This window comes from Subtercola sp. PAMC28395 (assembly GCF_018889995.1).
Classification (GTDB): domain Bacteria; phylum Actinomycetota; class Actinomycetes; order Actinomycetales; family Microbacteriaceae; genus Subtercola.
Genome location: NZ_CP076547.1, coordinates 559,016 through 574,608 on the forward strand (window position 1 = coordinate 559,016; position 15,593 = coordinate 574,608).

The following is a 15,593-nucleotide window of genomic DNA, read 5'->3' on the forward strand; positions in this document are numbered from 1 at the left end:
TGTCACACCGCCCCGTCGTCGGTGGCCAGCGCCAGGAGGTCGGCCGCTGGGTCTTCGTAGCCGACTTCGAGAAAGATGCCGCCGACGCGCTCGAACGACGTGATGCTCGACAGGTTGCACCGTCTTTTGCGAGGGTCGTGCCACAGCCGTTGACCGGTGATCTCGAGGTGGGTCGCCCAGATCGGCAGCTGGTGGCTCACCATGACGACATCGCCCGAATCGACGGAGTCGTACGCGTCGTGAAGGGCGGCGATCATCCGGGTCGTGATGCTCTTGTAGGGCTCGCCCCAGCTCGGCTTGAACGGGTTTGCGACCCACGACCAGTTCTGAGGCCGGCGCAGCGTGGCGTTCCGCATCTGCGGGCTCATGCCCTCGAACTTGTTTGTGGGTTCGATGATGCGCGGTTCGGTCTGGATCTCAAGACCGAAGGCAACAGAGAGGGGTGCGGCGGACTCCTGCGCGCGCTGCAACGGCGAGGCGAAGAGTGCCGAGACCGGTCGGCTCCGCTGCGCGAGTTCGTCGGCTGCCGACTGTGCGATCTGCCGGCCGAGGTCTGAGAGCCCGAAGCCGGGCAGTCGCCCATAGAGCACGTGCTCGGGATTGAAGACCTCGCCGTGACGGACGAGATGGATTTGGCTGGCTACCACGCCCCACAGTCTACGGAGCGTAGAACAAGCCAAGCTGCTCAGCACCTGAATGAGTCATAAGTGATGAAGCTCAGCTTCACAAAAAGCGAAGAAGAACTAGATTGTGCTGAACAGTCAACAGGAGTGGAATGGAGTCACGAAAGGATCTATCCACATCATGGCTATCATCATCACCCTCACACTCCTCGGCATTCTCGCCGCCATCGCTATCGTCGCCGCGATCATCGAAACCGTCACTGACGGCTACGGCCACCGCTCCTCCGAGGTGCGCTTCAACCGCCTCCCGTAGGCACAGCTGCCGTCAGCGCAGCTCGCTTCGCGACGGCCACAGCACCTCCCGCGATAAGATTGGCTCTCGTGACTGATCGCGTACTCATCAAAGACCTCCCCGCCCTGGCCGATGGCCCCGTCAGCGTCTCGGGGTGGGTGGAGACGGTTCGCGACCAGAAGAAGGTGCAGTTCGTCGTTCTCCGCGATGAGAGCGGCGCCGTCCAGCTGGTCAACCCGAGAAATTCGGATGATCAGGGCGTCGTCATCGCCGATGAACCGGCCACCACGATCTCAGCCCTCACCCAGGGCTCGTTCGTCTCCGTCACCGGTCAGCTCAAGCACGACGAGCGGGTCAAGCTCGGCGGCATCGAGGTGAAGCTCGAGACCCTGACCGTGGCCTCGACGGCCATCGCCGAGACACCGATTGCCGCAGACAGCGGGATCGACAAGCGCATGGACTGGCGATTCCTCGATCTGAGGGTGCCGCGCAACGCGCTCATCTTCCGCATCCAGACGACGCTCGAGCACGCGTTCCGTACCTACTGGATCGACAACGACTACATCGAGATCCACACTCCGAAGCTCATGGGCAGCCCCTCGGAGTCGAATGCCGAGCTCTTCAAGCTCGACTACTTCGACACGACCGCCTACCTGGCCCAGAGCCCGCAGTTCTTCAAGCAGATGGCGCAGGCCGCTGGCTTCGGCAAGGTCTTCGACATCGGCCCGGTCTTTCGCGCCGACCCGTCGTTCACCTCACGCCACGCTACCGAGTTCACCGGCGTCGACACGGAGATCAGCTGGATCGACAGTCACGAAGACGTCATGCACATGCAGGAGGAACTCCTCGCCGCCGGCATCGCCGCGGTCAAGGAGAAGCACGGCGAGCAGATCAAGGCCCTGTTCGACATCGATGTCGTCGTTCCGACTGTTCCGTTCCCTCGCATCCCGCTGCTTGAGGCGAAGCGGATCGTCGCCGAACGCGGGCATGTCGTCGACCGCAACGACGATGACATGGACCCGGAAGGTGAACGTCAGATCGCCGCATACGTCGAGGAGACCTATGGGCACGAGTTCGTGTTCCTCACCGACTACCCCACGAGCATCCGCCCGTTCTACCACATGCGTTCAGACGAAGACCCGACGATCACGAAGAGCTACGACCTGATCTTCAGGGGAACAGAGATCACCACCGGCGCCCAGCGAGAACACCGTGTCGACGTGCTCGAAGCGCAGGCGATCGAGAAGGGCCTCGACCCCGAAGAGCTCGCGTACTACTTCGACTTCTTCCGCTACGGAATGCCGCCGCACGGAGGGTTCGGCATGGGTCTCGCACGCGTGCTGATGCTGCTGCTGCACCAGGGGAACCTGCGCGAGGTCACGTACCTCTTCCGTGGACCGACTCGCCTGACCCCGTAGCCCGGCGCGCGAGTTCTGTCAGAGCGCGTGCCAGTCTGTGCTGGTGAGCACGAGCGCCGACAAGAACGTCAGGCCCACGGTCGCGGACGCGAGCTTCAACACGTCCCGCAGAGAGTGCGCTTCGCTCTGATCTGGCTGATCGTCGTCACCCACCCACGCAAGCGCGAATGCAGCGCCGCCGCGAAAGAGCACTTCGTGCAGAACCCGCGACGCGAGAACCGCGATGCTCTCGCTTTCGCACGTCGCAATGGCGATGACCCATCGCAGACGGAGTTCAGCGTCGGTGATCACGAGGTAGACAGCCCGTGAGCTGAACACAGAAGGGCCGATCGCTGGGGAGTCGAGCACCGGATCAGGCGCTCCTGGCGTAGGAGCGACTGGTCCCGTGACATCGCCTGCTGATTGGAGCGTGAACTCGGCATCGGCTTCGCGCTGCGCTCGGATCGCGCGCGCGATGTCTGATGCCGTCGCCACCACCGGGCCAGGCGGTGGATCGTGCGCCCGGCGCCAGAGTTCGGCGACGGCGACAAGTCGGCCCGCTGTCGCGGCCCCGACGCCGATCAGCTGCCTGAGCTCACGCACGGTCAATCCCATGAGCTCCTGCACGCCCCCGGACTGCTCGAGCAGCAGCCGGGCACTGTCGAGAACGTTCACGCCTCGAAGGCCTGAGCCGAGTACCAGCGCTACCAGTTCTGCATCGCTGAGCCCTGCCGGACCGAGGCGAGCCAGCTTTTCACGTGGCCTGTCTTCGGGCTCAACCGCCCAGAGGAGTCACGAGAGATCTTCATGGCCTCACGATAGAGCGGCACCTGATGGCCAGACCGCCATCAGACACGATCTGTGGAGAACCTTCCGGTCGGCCGCCCTGTGGAATCCCCGGCGGCCGAGAACGACCCTCTGCATGATGCAGCCCCAGAGAACAACGAGGGCGTGAGAGCAATCAGACTTCGAAGTCGACGGCCAGTCGCGTCGCCACGAGTGGCTTGATCGAAGAGGAGACCCGAACGTGATCGGGATGAACCTGGTACGCGTCGAGCGCAGCCTGGTCTGCATAGTCCGCGATCAACGCGAAATCGGCATTGCCTGCCTCGAGGCGAACGTCGTGCACGATGCTGAGCGCGATGATCTGCGGAATGAGAGGCACCAGCGAGGTGAGCTGCTCACCGGCCCAGGCCGCCTGTTCCGCCCGCTTCTCAGCCGACTCAGCAGACAATCTGAAGGTGACTATGTGCCTGATCATCGGACTCCCAGAAGTGCGGCGGTGAGACGGGCCGGGTCGACCCGCCAGAAGGTGTGGATCCGGCCGTTGATGAGCACGACCGGTATGTCTTCGACGTGCTCATCGAACAACGCCTGGTCGTCGAGAATCGAAACCTCGGAAAGTGTGGTCGACGGTGATCCAGGCTTGGCTCGAAGCGACTCCGTGACCTCTGCGATCACCGTGCGCGCGTCGTCGCAGAGGTGACAGCCCGGCTTTCCGATGAGGGTGATTTCAGCATGCGCCACGGCTCTACTGTACTGCGGGGGCCTGCCGGTAGCATGGGCGGCATGACCGAGTCGACGGCCACACCTTCGATAGCGTTCATCGACATCGACAACACGCTGGTGCGGGGCGCCACCGTGTATCTGGTCGGCCTGGGGGCGTGGCGCCTGAAACTGCTCACCGCCCGCGACGTGGCGTCGTTCGTCTGGCAGCAAGCCAGGTTCATGGCCGTCGGCGAGAACATGCGCCACACCGAGACAGCGAAGAACAGAACGCTTCAGATGCTCACCGGGCACACCGAAGACGAGCTGCGTCGTCTGGGGCAGGAGGTCTACCATCGACGCATCCGGGCGAGGCTCAGGCCGGAGGTACTCACCAGGGCGCGCCTGCACCTCGCCAGGGGCGACCAGGTCTGGCTGCTCTCCGCTACCGCAGACGTCGTGGCGCAGGTGCTCGCAGAGGAACTCGGATTCACGGGAGCGCGGGGCACGCGGTTCGATACCGTCGACGGAGCGTTCACAGGGCGCCTCGACGGGCCGATGCTCCACGCCGGAGAGAAGGCGGCAGCGGCGGCGATCATCGCCAGCGGAACGAGCGTCGACCTCCGGGAGTGCTGGGCCTACTCCGATTCGTACAACGACCTGCCGCTGCTCAGTGCTGTCGGGCATCCGGTGCTGGTGCACCCCGACCGCGCCCTGACCCAGCACGCACGCCTCGCGCGGTGGCCCATTCTGCGCCCGTCAGCACCGCGCAGGCGAGTTCTCGCGCCGGATCAACACAAAAAGCGCCAGGCTTCGAGAGCCTGACGCCTGGTGCACTCCCAGTGCGGGAGCACGCAGAGCTTCGACGGAGAACCCGGAGGCACCGTCGCTCTGACGTGTTCTACTTCTTGTTGCGACGCTGGTGACGAGTCTTACGAAGCAGCTTGCGGTGCTTCTTCTTCGCCATGCGCTTACGACGCTTCTTAATTACTGAACCCACAGATACCTCACAAGATTTGGGTTTGGCCACACTCCTGTGCAGCCGAGAAGGAAAAATTACCTCGGAGCAGTCTAGCGCATCGAGCGGCTAGGCAGACTCTGCCGAAGGCGCCGCCCGGCCGTCGGTGACAGCCGAGTCGACCGCAGGTGTGCCGATGGCAGCGACGACGGCCGTCTCGGGAACCCGGAACGACCGGCCGAATCGGATTGCCGGAAGGTCTCCCGAATGCACCAGGCGATAGACCGTCATCTTCGACACCCGCATCATGTCTGCAACCTCTGCAACGGTCAGGAATCGCACGTCTGACAGATCGTGTGCCATGGGTCGTTGCCTCTCGCGCGCATCAGGTTGGTGTTACCTGAGTGGTAACTGGTAACTCTAGGGGCAGATGTGACTCAGTGTAAAGCCGGTCGATGCCCGGGGCCACGGCATGCAGGAGCGGCGCTCCCACAGTTCGTGGAGAGCGCCGCTCGTGCAACGGTCAGACCATGTTCCGATTCACATGAGGGCTACTCGTCGAGGCCTCCATCAGCCGAAGCTGCGCGGCGGCGGCGAACAACCAGGGCACTGATTCCTGCGAGCAACAGGATGCCCGCGAGACCGATCGGCAGCAACACCGTCAGACCGGTCGAGGCAAGCCCCGAGCCCCCGCCCGAACCCGGGTCGGGCACGGCCGATGCCGAGTTCGATGACGTCGGCGTCGGAGTGCCCGGAACAGTGGGCACCGGCGAAGCCGTGTCGGTCGGGGTCGGCGTCGGTGTTGTCGGCGGCGCAGCCTCGGTCGTGACCTCGAACATCGTCGTCAACCCCGTGTCACCGTAGGCGACAGAACCGAGGTAGGGAGAGGAGTAGTCGAGCCCTCTCCACGATGCCGTGTACGAGGTCGGCGTGCCCTGGGTGCCGTCGATAGCCGGCGGCACCGTGAACGAACCGCTGCCTCCCGCGGGCGAGACGAGGAACGACCGCATGTCCATCGCAGCTGTCGACTGCCCGGTGGGCAGGGAGAACACATCGACGCTCAGTCGGTAGTGCCCAGCTGCAGGCGAAGCGATGTTGACCCGTTCGTTGGCCGCACCGGTTGCCGAGACCCATTCGTCGAGAACGGCCCCGCCATTGGCATCGTCGATGAGATCGACCGTCAGGTCGAGGTCGGCACCCTGTTCAGCTGTCGTGACTGAATGCAGGTCGAAGCGCGCATAACTCACACCTGCCGGCACCGTCACATCGAACAGGGCAGGAGTGCCCTGGCCCTGGACGGCCGAGTGGCCACCGAGCGGAAGGCTCGGGTCCTGGTTGGTCGAGAGCAGCAGGTCACCCTTCGCGAGGCCTTCGGCGACCAGCGGAATCGCTCCGTCGGCGCCGGGCGTCACCGGCACGTCGACGGAACCGGTGGTTCCCGTTCCCGTCACGACCGCCGGCGCAAGAAGGGCGACGGGCTGCACCGCAAGCGGGCTCCTGACGACCGTGTCGCCACTCGTCCACGAGAGGTAGCCGGTGGCGAACTCGTTGAGCGGGGCATCCGTTCGCGTGAACGACACGGTGTAGCTCTTGGACTCACCAGCGGCGTCGAACGACAGGCTTGTCGGCGAGACCACTGTCGTGATGCCCGGGATGGAGACGGGCGATGCCGTGAACGTACCGGCCTGCGTCGACGTCACCGTTCGGGTGACCGTCTGTGACCCGGTGAGTGAGCCGATCGCGATCGATGCGAGGTTGAGGTCGCTCGGGTCGATGGGCACGATGGGCGGGTCACTCGTGACGTCGTAACCCATTCCCGCGATGTACTGCCACCACTGGTCGCTGGTGTTGAGGTACAGCAGCCCGGGGTTGAAGTACTTCGTCGGGTCGACGTTGCCGGCACCCTGGCCGAAGACGTCAGTGACGTCTGCGCCCGTGCTGTCGACGGTGTTGCCCGCCGTCGTCATCATGGCCGACTTGATCTCAGCGGGCGTGGCCAATGGATGCACGCCCAGATACAATGCCGCTAGACCCGCGATGTGCGGGGCAGCCATCGAGGTGCCGGAGAGGAACTCCCAGGTCGGATCCCCGCCCTGGGCATTCGCTGCGGCCGCAAGGATGGCGACGCCGGGGGCTGTGATGTCGGGCTTCAGGATGTCACTGCCTCCACCCAGTACCGGGCCGTGTGACGAGAATCCGGCGAGCTGAGGCACAGCCGGGGACGGGCCCGCAGTGTTGCCCTTGCTGAGAGTGACTGTCGCGGCCGGAAGGGCCGAGTAGGCGTAGGTGGTGTCCCAGGCCGTCGAGTCGAGGTGAACGGTTGGTACAGAGTGCTCGTCGAGGTCGATCGAGCTCGGGGTCTTATTCACCAGCAGCATGCCGGTTCCGCCGGCGCGAAGCACCTCGGCGGATTTCGCCGTGCGGTCGTAGACACCACGCTGGCAGAAGACGATCTTCCCGGCGACCTTCGCGGGGTCCAGTGAACCGGGTGCGCAGAGCAACGCGTCTGCCGCCGTTGCCGAAGCCAGCTTCACCAGGTCGGCGCGAACCAGTGGCCCGGTGAGCGGGCCGGAGCCGTTCGGCTGAACCGTGATCGAGCCGCCGGCGAACTTCTCGGTGGTGCCGAGCGTTGCTGTGGCTTCGTAGCTGGGGATCGTCGACGCCGCCACGGTGGTGTACCAGGGCGAGGCGTTGTCGAGCGTCGAGGCCGAGGGGCCCGAGTTGCCGGCCGAGGCCGCAACGAAGATGCCCGCAGACGCTGCGCCGAGGAAGGCGACGTCGGTGTCGGAGACGGTTGTGAGCGCAGAAGAACCTCCGATGGAGAAGTTCAGCACGTCGACACCGTCAGCCACGGCCTGGTCGATCGCAGCGAGCATGTCGGCGTTCGTGCATCCATCGTCGTCACTGGAGGCGGGGTCGGGGCCTGACCAGCAGACCTTGTAGACCGAGATCTTCGCCGCGGGTGCGACACCACTGATCTGGCCGAAGCTGTCGCCACCAACGGTCGCCGTGACGGCGTTGTTGCCCACCGCGGTGCTGCCGGTGTGTGAACCGTGACCGTCTCCATCACGAGGGGAGACGTATTCGCCGGTTGCCGCGGTGCCGATGTTGCCTGCACCGAAGCCGTCGAGGTAGTAGCGTGCGCCTACGATCTTGGTGGTGCAGTCTGCGGTGGTGAACTGCTCGCCCGTGACGCACTCACCGTGGAAGGTGTTGCCGTCGGCCTTCGCGAAAGTGATCGGCCCGACACCGGCGGGCGCAGAGGAGTCGAGATACGGGGCCGCACCCGGGGTCGTACCGAGAGCGTCCCCGGCGAAGGAGGGGTTCTCCGGTGCGATTCCGGTGTCGATGTCGCCGACGACGATGCCGTCTCCGGCCGCATCGACTCCGCCGTTCTTCGCCCAGACCCCGCTCGGGCCGTCGAGGCCGAGGAATGTGGTCGAGGGCTCAGCGGCGGTGATGTGCTTCAGCTCATCGCGGGTCACCCTGGCGACGTTCTTGTTGGCAGTCAGGGCAGATGCCTGCGCAGCGGTCAGGTTGGCCGAGAAGCCGTTGAACGCGAGTGTGTAGGAGTAGTCGACGGATGCCCCGACTGAGGAGGCCACGTCTTTCTGCTGGCTCGCCAGAAAATCGGTGTAGCTGGTTACCGGCGCCGACCTGGCGTTCATCTGCGAACCCTTGTCGGGCTTCGTCGGCCCGAACCCGTTCAGGCCGCCCGTGTAGGTGGACGCAGCGGGGTTGGTCATCGCGACCACGTAGCGGCCATCTGTGAAATCACTCACCGGCTGCGTGGGCGCGCTCGGCAGCGGGGTGAAGCCGATCGACGGGGTCGTGCCCTGGGATGCGGCAGCGCTCACACCGCTGATGGCGGGAAAGGCCGCAGCGCTTGTCGCCGCTCCGGTGGCTCCGAGCACCACAGCCGCCAGCGCAGCTGCGACGGTGAGACCCCGCCTCCGCCTCGCCGTTCTACCGAAAACATCGTCATGGGGCAGGGTAAATCGTCGCCGGGGAATACTCACCTAGAGAACCTCAATCAGTCAGAGCCAACACTCGCGGCAGAGGGCCCGCACGCGTTCGACAACCCTAAATGACGACCTCCCCCTGTTTGAGGGATAAAACATTTCAGATGTGTAAAACCTGTGAAAGAGGCATGAATATTGCGCGACGCTGAAGTTTTTCACAGACTCGGCCCTGCACGCGAAGAAAATCCGCGCGAAGCAACGAACGTACCCGGAGGCGGTTGCTAATCGCTGCTGCGGGAGATAGACGGAATGCGGCGCGCCGCCTCTTCGAAGAGTGCCCGCGCGCGTTCGGCGGCCCCGGCCACGGTGTAGCCCAGCCGTTCGCCGGCGCGTGCTGCGGATGACTGTGACTTGAGCATCTGCGGTGTTCCGTCTGACACTTGCTCTGCTGCCTGCTCGCGTTCGGCCTGCGACTCAAGCTCGTCGAGCTCGGCTTCGATGTCGAGGGAATCCTGATCCATAGCATCGTCGAAGTCTGCACTCAGGAACGGGATGAGCCAGTCTTCGACCTCTTCGAGCGGGCTCGATTCGAGCGCATAGAAGCGGTGCTGTCCCTCTTCTCGCACGGTCACCAGGCCCGCATCACGTAAGACCTTGAGGTGCTTGGAGACCGTCGGCTGGCTCAGCACGAGCTTCGACACCAGGTCTGACACGCTGATCTCCCCCATCGGCGCCGTCGTGGGGTTGTCTGTCGCGGCGGGAGCATCGGAGCCCACGTAACGGTCGAGCAGGTGCGACAGGATCTGGCGCCGCGTAGGGTCGGCGATTACAGAGAAGATGTCAGCCATGGCTACAGGGTAGTTGCTCTGGCCGCGTTGCGCGGTGAGCGACTCCACTGACAAGCTGGGCAACAGAGCAGCCGACCGAGCCTTCTCCACACCGGCGAGGCCAGAGGAGTGATGGATGACCGGCAGCACGGCCACACGACGCCCCCGCTATGGCGCATCATCCACCCTCGTGCGGTTTCGCGAAGCGGTCAACGACTTCTCCGGTCGTTCACCCGCCCGGTTTGCCGTACTCATCTTTCTCGCCCTGGTCGCCGTGTTCACCTTTCTGCTCTCGCTGCCGGTCGCGAGCGCAAGAGGCACAGCGACCGGCCTCGCCGACTCGCTCTTCACCGCCGTCTCGGTGATCTGCGTCACCGGCCTGTCGACGGTAGACATGGCGACCCACTGGTCGGGTTTCGGCCTGACGGTCATCTACCTCGGCGTGCAGATCGGTGCGGTGGGCGTGCTGACGCTCGCTTCGATTCTCGGGCTCGTCATCTCGCGAAGGCTCGGGTTGCGTTCGCGACTGCTCGCGATCGGTGAGGCCGACCCGTCGCATGCCCACTCCGGCATCAGCGGCAGCAGCCAGGCCGTACGCCTCGGGGAGGTGGGTGGGCTGCTGGCCACCGTGGCTGTCAGTGCTCTCGTCATCGAGGCCGGACTCACCCTGCTGCTGTTCCCCCGGATGCTGCTCAGTGGCATTGCGCCAGACCAGGCGGCCCTGCAGAGCATCTACTACTCGGCCATGGCGTTCACCAACACGGGGTTCTCGCCCAACCCTGCGGGGCTGGCACCCTTCGCGAAGGACTACTGGTTTCTCGGCGTACTCATGCTCGGAGTCTTTCTCGGCAGCATCGGGTTCCCGGTGATCTACGCCGTCACCCGCGCGATCCGCACCCCCGGCAAGGCGCGCTGGTCGCTGCACGTCAGGCTCACGGTGGTGACCTCGCTGATTCTGCTGGGCGGCGGGGCGGCGCTGTACTTTGCGCTCGAATTCTCGAATCCCGGCACGTTCGGGCCTCTGAACGTGGGTGACAAGGCCTTCCAGTCGCTCTTTCTGTCGACAATGACGAGATCGGGCGGCTTCGCGACGATCCCCATCGACCAGCTGAACGGCTCCAGCATGCTGATCACCGACATGCTCATGTTCATCGGCGGCGGCTCGGCGTCGACGGCGGGTGGAATCAAGGTGACCACCATCGCGGTACTCTTTCTGGCCGCGTTTGCTGAAGCACGCGGCAACGATTCGGTCGAGGCCTTCGGCCGGAGGATTCCGGTCGACATCCTGCGCCTGGCTGTCAGCGTTGTTCTCTGGGGGGCGACGACCGTTGCGGTGGCGACAATCGTCATCCTGCAGATCTCGGGCGCAACGCTCGATGCGGTTCTCTTCGACGTGATCTCGGCGTTCGGCACCTCCGGCCTGTCGACCGGCCTCACCGCGAGCCTGCCCGACGCGGGAATCTACGTGATGGCCGCGACCATGTTCATGGGGCGGATCGGCACCGTGACCTTCGCGGCTGCGCTGGCCTCCCGGCACCGCCGCCAGCTCTACACCTATCCAGAAGAGAGGCCGATCGTTGGCTAGCAACTCATCAGACGCACCCGTTCTCATCGTCGGCCTTGGCCGTTTCGGTGCGGCGGCGGCCAGCAAGCTCGAGCGCCTCGGGCGCGAAGTGCTCGTGATCGACACCGACGCGGCCCTCGTGCAGAAGTGGTCGGGTGTCGCGACACACGCCGTACAGGCAGACGCCGGCGACATCGATGCCCTGAGGCAGGTGGGCGCGCAGGGCTTCTCCATCGCGATCGTCGCCATCGGTGCGTCGCTCGAGGCCAGCGTTCTCGCCACCTCCAACCTCGACGAACTAGGCGTGCCTCAGATCTGGGCGAAGGCGATGTCGCACTCGCACGGCGTCATTCTGCAGCGCATCGGCGCCCACCACGTGATCTACCCCGAAGCGGAGTCGGGCGACCGCATCGCCCATCTCGTGTCGGGGCAGGTGCTCGACTTCATCGAATTCGACGACGAACTGTCGCTGGCGAAGCTGCGCCCTCCCCTCGCGGCCCGCGGGGCAGCGCTCTCCACTCTTGCCCTCCGCCGCAAGCACGGGATCACGGTCGTGGGCGTCAGGAGCCCCGGCCAGAAGTTCGTGTACGCGGGAGCCGACACGATCGTTGGCGAAGACGACCTGATCGTGGTGTCGGGTACGGCCGCCGACATCGACGGCTTTGCGCGGCTGCCTCGCGCGCTGAAGCTATGAGCGCGCGCTGGAGCTAAAAGCGAGCATCCAGTGGATGCTCGCCGCGACGCTCCCCACCGACACGGCCCGCCGATTCTGCGAATCGTCGGGAACCGGCGGCGTGGGCCCAGCGCCGACGAAGCTATGCTTCGTCGGGAAAAGTGCGGCCGTGCATGGCGCGCGCCCGCCAGTCACCCGGCAGCGAGTTCACGCGCCCGCGCCAGCGCCGCGTCAGTCGCCTCGATGAAGATCGTGTCGAGCCGGGCATCCTGCAGCACGCCGATCGCCCGCTCTGTGGTGCCCTTCGGGCTGGTGACCTGAATGCGAAGCTGCTCTGGTGTCTTGTCGGACTGGCGCAGGAGCTCGGCCGCCCCGATGAAGGTGCCGTTCACGAGCTGGGCTGCCTGCTCGGGCGAGAACCCCTTCTCCACAGCAGCGGCCGTCAGCTTCTCTATCAACAGAAAAACGTAGGCGGGCCCCGAGCCCGAGATGGTGCTGAGAGCATCGAGTTGTGACTCCGGAACCTCGACCACCTCCCCCACCGTGGAGAACAGCGCGCGCACGATCTCGAGCTGTTCGGGGGTCGATCGCGAGCCAGCACTGATTCCGGTGACCGCGCGGCCCACCATCGCCGGGGTGTTCGGCATCGACCGGATGATCGCCACCCCCTCCGGCGTGTGCGACTCCGCTGTTGCGGTCGTCACACCGGCCGCGACGCTCACCACGATCGTGCCGGGCTCGAGTACCGGGCTGATCTCGTCGAGCAGCTCGGCGACCATGTGCGGCTTCACCGCGACGAGCACGATGGCGGCACCGGCCACAGCCGTGCAGTTCGCTTCTGGGTCTTCACTCGTCACAAAAGAGGTGACCTTCTCCGATCGCGGGAGAAGGTCCGCGCTCGCTGTAGCACGGTTGGTCACGCGGATCGGACCATCCACGCGAACGTTGGGTGCCAGCACGCCGCTCAGAATGGCCCGGCCCATCGAACCGGCGCCGAGAAGTGCGATAGAGGGGAGCCTGATTTCGTTCACCCGACCATCCTAGGATTGGGAGCACCATCGATACTCGAAATCACAAGGGACTTCATACGTGAGCACATCTGGCGGCAACACAGCGATCTTCGCCGCACTGGGCGCCAACCTCGGAATCGCGGTCATCAAGTTCGTGGCCTTCGTCTTCTCGGGGTCGTCGTCGATGCTCGCTGAGAGCGTGCATTCGCTTGCCGACTCCGGCAACCAGCTGCTCCTTCTTCTGGGTGGCCGCAAGGCCCGCAAGGAGGCCGACGTCGAGCATCCGTTCGGGTACGGCCGCGAGCGGTATGTCTACGCGTTCGTCGTCTCGATCATCCTGTTCTCGGTCGGTGGGGTGTTCTCGCTCTACGAGGGCATCGAGAAGGTCGGGCACCCGCACCCCATCGAGACGCCATGGCTGCCGATCGCCGTGCTGGTGGCCGCGATGATCCTCGAGGGATTCTCGCTGCGAACCGCGATGAAGGAGAGCAACCACACGCGCGGTGGCCAGTCGTGGGTGCAGTTCATCCGCCGCGCCAAGGCACCGGAGCTCCCGGTCGTGCTGCTCGAAGATGTCGCCGCGCTCATCGGGCTTGCGCTCGCGTTCATCGGCATTGTGCTCGCGGTGATCACGGGAAACGGTGTGTTCGACGGCATCGGCACCATCGGTATCGGCGTGCTGCTCATCCTGGTTGCCATCGTTCTCGGCATCGAGACGAAGAGCCTGCTCGTCGGCGAGGGCGCTGGGCCGGCCGACATCGCGAAGATCCTGGCCGCCATCGAGGCTGGCGACGAGGTCGAGCGGGTCATCCACATGAAGACTCTCTACCTCGGGCCAGACGAGCTCATGGTGGCGGCCAAGATCGCCTTGCCTGCGTCTGCGCGCCTCGACGATGTGGCTGCCACGATCAACTCGGTTGAGGCGCGGATTCGTGCGACACTGCCCATCGCCAGGGTGATCTACATCGAACCCGATGTCTATGTCGCTCCCGTCGACCCGGCGACGCCGACCGAGGCCATCGTCATCAAGGCCTCTGACTGAAAGCAGCGCCCAACCCCTTCGGGCCACGCTGCCGCAGTGACATGCGCTTGGTTCACTCAGGCCGGATCTCAGCGACGCCGACGGTCCCTCACGATTCGCGGAAGAAATCGGTGAGGAGCTGGCCGCACTCGTCAGCGCGCACCCCGGCGAAGACCTCGACCCGGTGGTTCAGCCTGCGGTCCCGCAGCACGTCGTAGACAGACCCAGCGGCGCCCGCCTTCTCGTCCCACGCGCCGAAGACGACTGTGTCGACCCGAGCCGCGAGAATCGCGCCTGCACACATCACACACGGTTCGAGCGTGACGATCAGTGTCGTGCCCTGCAGCTGCCAGGTGCCTCTTGCTCGGGCCGCCGTCCGGAGGGCGACGATCTCGGCGTGCGCGGTCGGGTCGGTGTGAAGCTCCCGTTCGTTGCGTCCACCTGCCAGGCGTTCGCCCGATTCCGTCACGACGATCGCGCCGACAGGCACGTCTCCGGTGCGCAGCGCGAGCCGTGCCTCAACGAGGGCTTCGAGCATCCATTCGTCGTGCTGCCCGGACGCGGGGAAGACTGCTTCTGACACGGGCCCCTCCCTCTGCGTTTGGATGATCGGCACTCGTCGTTACCCAGACCGACGTGCGGCTGCATGCTCGCTGGCTGCGTGGTCTGGCGGTAGATTTACCCTATGCGAGTTCACGTTGCCGACCACCCGCTCATCACCCACAAACTGACGGTGCTGCGCGATCAGTCGACATCGTCGGCGACCTTTCGTGCGCTTACCGAGGAGCTGGTCACGCTGCTCGCCTACGAGGCGACGCGCAATGTTCGCGTGAACGAGGTGACCATCACTACCCCCGTCGCGGTGACGACCGGTGTAGCGCTGAGCGAACCACGCCCGCTGGTGGTGCCCATTCTCCGGGCCGGGCTCGGCATGCTCGAGGGAATGGTGAAGCTTGTGCCGACCGCCGAGGTCGGGTTTCTCGGCATGGTGCGCAACGAAGAGACCCTCGAGCCGAGCACCTATGCCGAACGCCTGCCCGACGATCTCTCGAACCGACAGTGCTTCGTGCTCGATCCGATGCTCGCCACCGGCGGCTCCCTCGGGGCGGCCATCGACTTTCTCTTCGCCAGAGGTGCCGTCGACGTGACCGCCATCTGCCTGCTCGCTGCCCCCGAAGGCGTCGCGGCGCTCGAGAAGCGCACCGCGGGCCACGACGTGACACTGGTGCTCGGTGCCCTGGATGAGCGGCTCAACGAACTCGGCTACATCGTGCCCGGGCTCGGCGATGCCGGTGACCGGCTCTACGGGGTCGTCTGAGGCAGGAGTCGACTGAGACTGGCGGCGTCTGAGGCGGGGTCATCCGACGCTGGATCGAGTGATACTTCGTCGACTGACTCGTCCGGTGACCCCCGCTCACCACGCAAGAATCATCCATCGGGGCCGATACGGGCCGTGCTGGCGCAAATAAGTTGACATGCGCACCGATATTCGGCTTTACTTACCTCTATGTATGACGACTCTCGCACCCCTACCTCCTTCGAGGCCTCAGGGAATGCCGGCATGATGATGCCCGGCCGCGCCGCCATGCTCTGTCGAATGTGTCGCTAACGAGACGTGCCGCTAACAAGCGCACCCTCTCTTCCCGCCCGCCGAGTTTGACTCGAATCGCACTCCTTCACGGGTGCAGATGATCGAACTCCTCTCCGGCCGACCCACACCCCGGTCTGCCGCCCCGGCGCCCTAACAACGCCACATCGACAGAAGCGCAGTTCTCCACCGC

At 65.0% G+C, this 15,593-nt stretch carries 16 protein-coding genes and 1 pseudogene; 7 read left to right on the top strand and 10 right to left on the bottom strand.

The features are described 5' to 3' along the window. Nucleotides 1-2: 2 nt before the first annotated feature. Nucleotides 3-647: a histidine phosphatase family protein gene (locus KPL76_RS02705; RefSeq protein ID WP_216334969.1), complete on the bottom strand. Its 645-nt coding sequence runs from the start codon at nt 645-647 to the stop codon at nt 3-5. Between the two features lie 157 nt (nt 648-804). Between KPL76_RS02705 and KPL76_RS14850 the strand changes: the two genes are divergently transcribed. Both KPL76_RS14850 and aspS read left to right on the top strand, forming a co-directional pair. Continuing rightward, nucleotides 805-936, top strand: coding sequence for a hypothetical protein (locus tag KPL76_RS14850; RefSeq protein ID WP_256438718.1), 132 nt, complete (start codon nt 805-807; stop codon nt 934-936). Nucleotides 937-1,004: 68 nt separating this feature from the next. After that, nucleotides 1,005-2,333, top strand: a complete 1,329-nt coding sequence (aspS, locus tag KPL76_RS02710) for an aspartate--tRNA(Asn) ligase (RefSeq protein WP_216334971.1) — start codon at nt 1,005-1,007, stop codon at nt 2,331-2,333. Nucleotides 2,334-2,351: 18 nt separating this feature from the next. Here aspS and KPL76_RS02715 read toward each other — a convergent pair. From KPL76_RS02715 to KPL76_RS02725, 3 genes and pseudogenes are all read right to left on the bottom strand, one after another. Next, nucleotides 2,352-3,077, bottom strand: a pseudogene (locus KPL76_RS02715) (UPF0758 domain-containing protein); the annotation flags it as partial. A 196-nt stretch (nt 3,078-3,273) separates the two neighbouring features. Then, complete coding sequence (locus KPL76_RS02720; RefSeq protein ID WP_216334974.1) at nt 3,274-3,573, bottom strand: Dabb family protein; 300 nt, start codon at nt 3,571-3,573, stop codon at nt 3,274-3,276. Further along, entirely contained in the window at nt 3,570-3,839 is a 270-nt protein-coding gene (locus KPL76_RS02725; RefSeq protein ID WP_216334976.1) for a glutaredoxin family protein, read from the bottom strand. The genes KPL76_RS02720 and KPL76_RS02725 overlap by 4 nt, the downstream gene beginning before the upstream one ends. Before the next feature lie 42 nt (nt 3,840-3,881). Here KPL76_RS02725 and KPL76_RS02730 point away from each other — a divergent pair, with 42 nt between their 5' ends. After that, nucleotides 3,882-4,622, top strand: a complete 741-nt coding sequence (locus KPL76_RS02730; protein ID WP_216334977.1) for an HAD family phosphatase — start codon at nt 3,882-3,884, stop codon at nt 4,620-4,622. 76 nt (nt 4,623-4,698) lie between these two features. On the opposite strand, the gene KPL76_RS02735 is transcribed toward KPL76_RS02730, so the two are convergent. From KPL76_RS02735 to KPL76_RS14915, 4 genes are all read right to left on the bottom strand, one after another. Then, the gene (locus KPL76_RS02735; RefSeq protein ID WP_003792170.1) at nt 4,699-4,797 is read right to left on the bottom strand and encodes a 30S ribosomal protein bS22; all 99 of its coding nucleotides are present in this window, start codon (nt 4,795-4,797) and stop codon (nt 4,699-4,701) included. Nucleotides 4,798-4,884: 87 nt separating this feature from the next. Further along, nucleotides 4,885-5,118, bottom strand: a complete 234-nt coding sequence (locus KPL76_RS02740) for a helix-turn-helix domain-containing protein (RefSeq protein ID WP_253202129.1) — start codon at nt 5,116-5,118, stop codon at nt 4,885-4,887. A gap of 188 nt (nt 5,119-5,306) precedes the next feature. Next, nucleotides 5,307-8,774, bottom strand: coding sequence for a S8 family peptidase (locus KPL76_RS02745; RefSeq protein ID WP_253202130.1), 3,468 nt, complete (start codon nt 8,772-8,774; stop codon nt 5,307-5,309). Nucleotides 8,775-8,998: 224 nt separating this feature from the next. Beyond that, entirely contained in the window at nt 8,999-9,565 is a 567-nt protein-coding gene (locus KPL76_RS14915) for a helix-turn-helix transcriptional regulator (RefSeq protein WP_216334979.1), read from the bottom strand. Between the two features lie 115 nt (nt 9,566-9,680). On the opposite strand from KPL76_RS14915, the gene KPL76_RS02755 reads away from it, so the two are divergent. Both KPL76_RS02755 and KPL76_RS02760 read left to right on the top strand, forming a co-directional pair. Beyond that, entirely contained in the window at nt 9,681-11,129 is a 1,449-nt protein-coding gene (locus KPL76_RS02755; protein WP_216334981.1) for a TrkH family potassium uptake protein, read from the top strand. Then, nucleotides 11,122-11,802 carry a TrkA family potassium uptake protein gene (locus tag KPL76_RS02760; RefSeq protein ID WP_216334983.1) on the top strand — a complete coding sequence of 227 codons (681 nt, stop codon included), beginning with the start codon at nt 11,122-11,124 and terminating at the stop codon, nt 11,800-11,802. The genes KPL76_RS02755 and KPL76_RS02760 overlap by 8 nt, the downstream gene beginning before the upstream one ends. 170 nt (nt 11,803-11,972) lie before the next feature. Here the strand turns inward: KPL76_RS02760 and proC are convergent, their stop codons facing one another. Further along, on the bottom strand, nt 11,973-12,812 hold the full coding sequence (gene proC / locus KPL76_RS02765) for a pyrroline-5-carboxylate reductase (RefSeq protein WP_256438719.1): 840 nt from the start codon (nt 12,810-12,812) through the stop codon (nt 11,973-11,975). A 58-nt stretch (nt 12,813-12,870) separates the two neighbouring features. Between proC and KPL76_RS02770 the strand changes: the two genes are divergently transcribed. Then, nucleotides 12,871-13,833: a cation diffusion facilitator family transporter gene (locus KPL76_RS02770; protein WP_216334985.1), complete on the top strand. Its 963-nt coding sequence runs from the start codon at nt 12,871-12,873 to the stop codon at nt 13,831-13,833. A gap of 88 nt (nt 13,834-13,921) precedes the next feature. On the opposite strand, the gene tadA is transcribed toward KPL76_RS02770, so the two are convergent. Further along, the gene (gene tadA, locus KPL76_RS02775) at nt 13,922-14,350 is read right to left on the bottom strand and encodes a tRNA adenosine(34) deaminase TadA (RefSeq protein ID WP_216335963.1); all 429 of its coding nucleotides are present in this window, start codon (nt 14,348-14,350) and stop codon (nt 13,922-13,924) included. Between the two features lie 147 nt (nt 14,351-14,497). Here tadA and upp point away from each other — a divergent pair, with 147 nt between their 5' ends. After that, entirely contained in the window at nt 14,498-15,130 is a 633-nt protein-coding gene (gene upp / locus KPL76_RS02780) for a uracil phosphoribosyltransferase (protein ID WP_205106637.1), read from the top strand. The last annotated feature ends 463 nt before the right edge of the window (nt 15,131-15,593 follow it).

What these genes read in the sequence shown, in the direction of transcription:
- KPL76_RS14850 (WP_256438718.1), top strand. Translation starts at nt 805, where the DNA reads ATGGCTATCATCATCACCCTCACACTCCTCGGCATTCTCGCCGCCATC.
- KPL76_RS02720 (WP_216334974.1), bottom strand. Translation starts at nt 3,573, where the DNA reads ATGATCAGGCACATAGTCACCTTCAGATTGTCTGCTGAGTCGGCTGAG.
- KPL76_RS02730 (WP_216334977.1), top strand. Translation starts at nt 3,882, where the DNA reads ATGACCGAGTCGACGGCCACACCTTCGATAGCGTTCATCGACATCGAC.
- KPL76_RS02740 (WP_253202129.1), bottom strand. Translation starts at nt 5,118, where the DNA reads ATGGCACACGATCTGTCAGACGTGCGATTCCTGACCGTTGCAGAGGTT.
- KPL76_RS14915 (WP_216334979.1), bottom strand. Translation starts at nt 9,565, where the DNA reads ATGGCTGACATCTTCTCTGTAATCGCCGACCCTACGCGGCGCCAGATC.
- KPL76_RS02755 (WP_216334981.1), top strand. Translation starts at nt 9,681, where the DNA reads ATGACCGGCAGCACGGCCACACGACGCCCCCGCTATGGCGCATCATCC.
- tadA (WP_216335963.1), bottom strand. Translation starts at nt 14,350, where the DNA reads ATGCTCGAAGCCCTCGTTGAGGCACGGCTCGCGCTGCGCACCGGAGAC.
- upp (WP_205106637.1), top strand. Translation starts at nt 14,498, where the DNA reads ATGCGAGTTCACGTTGCCGACCACCCGCTCATCACCCACAAACTGACG.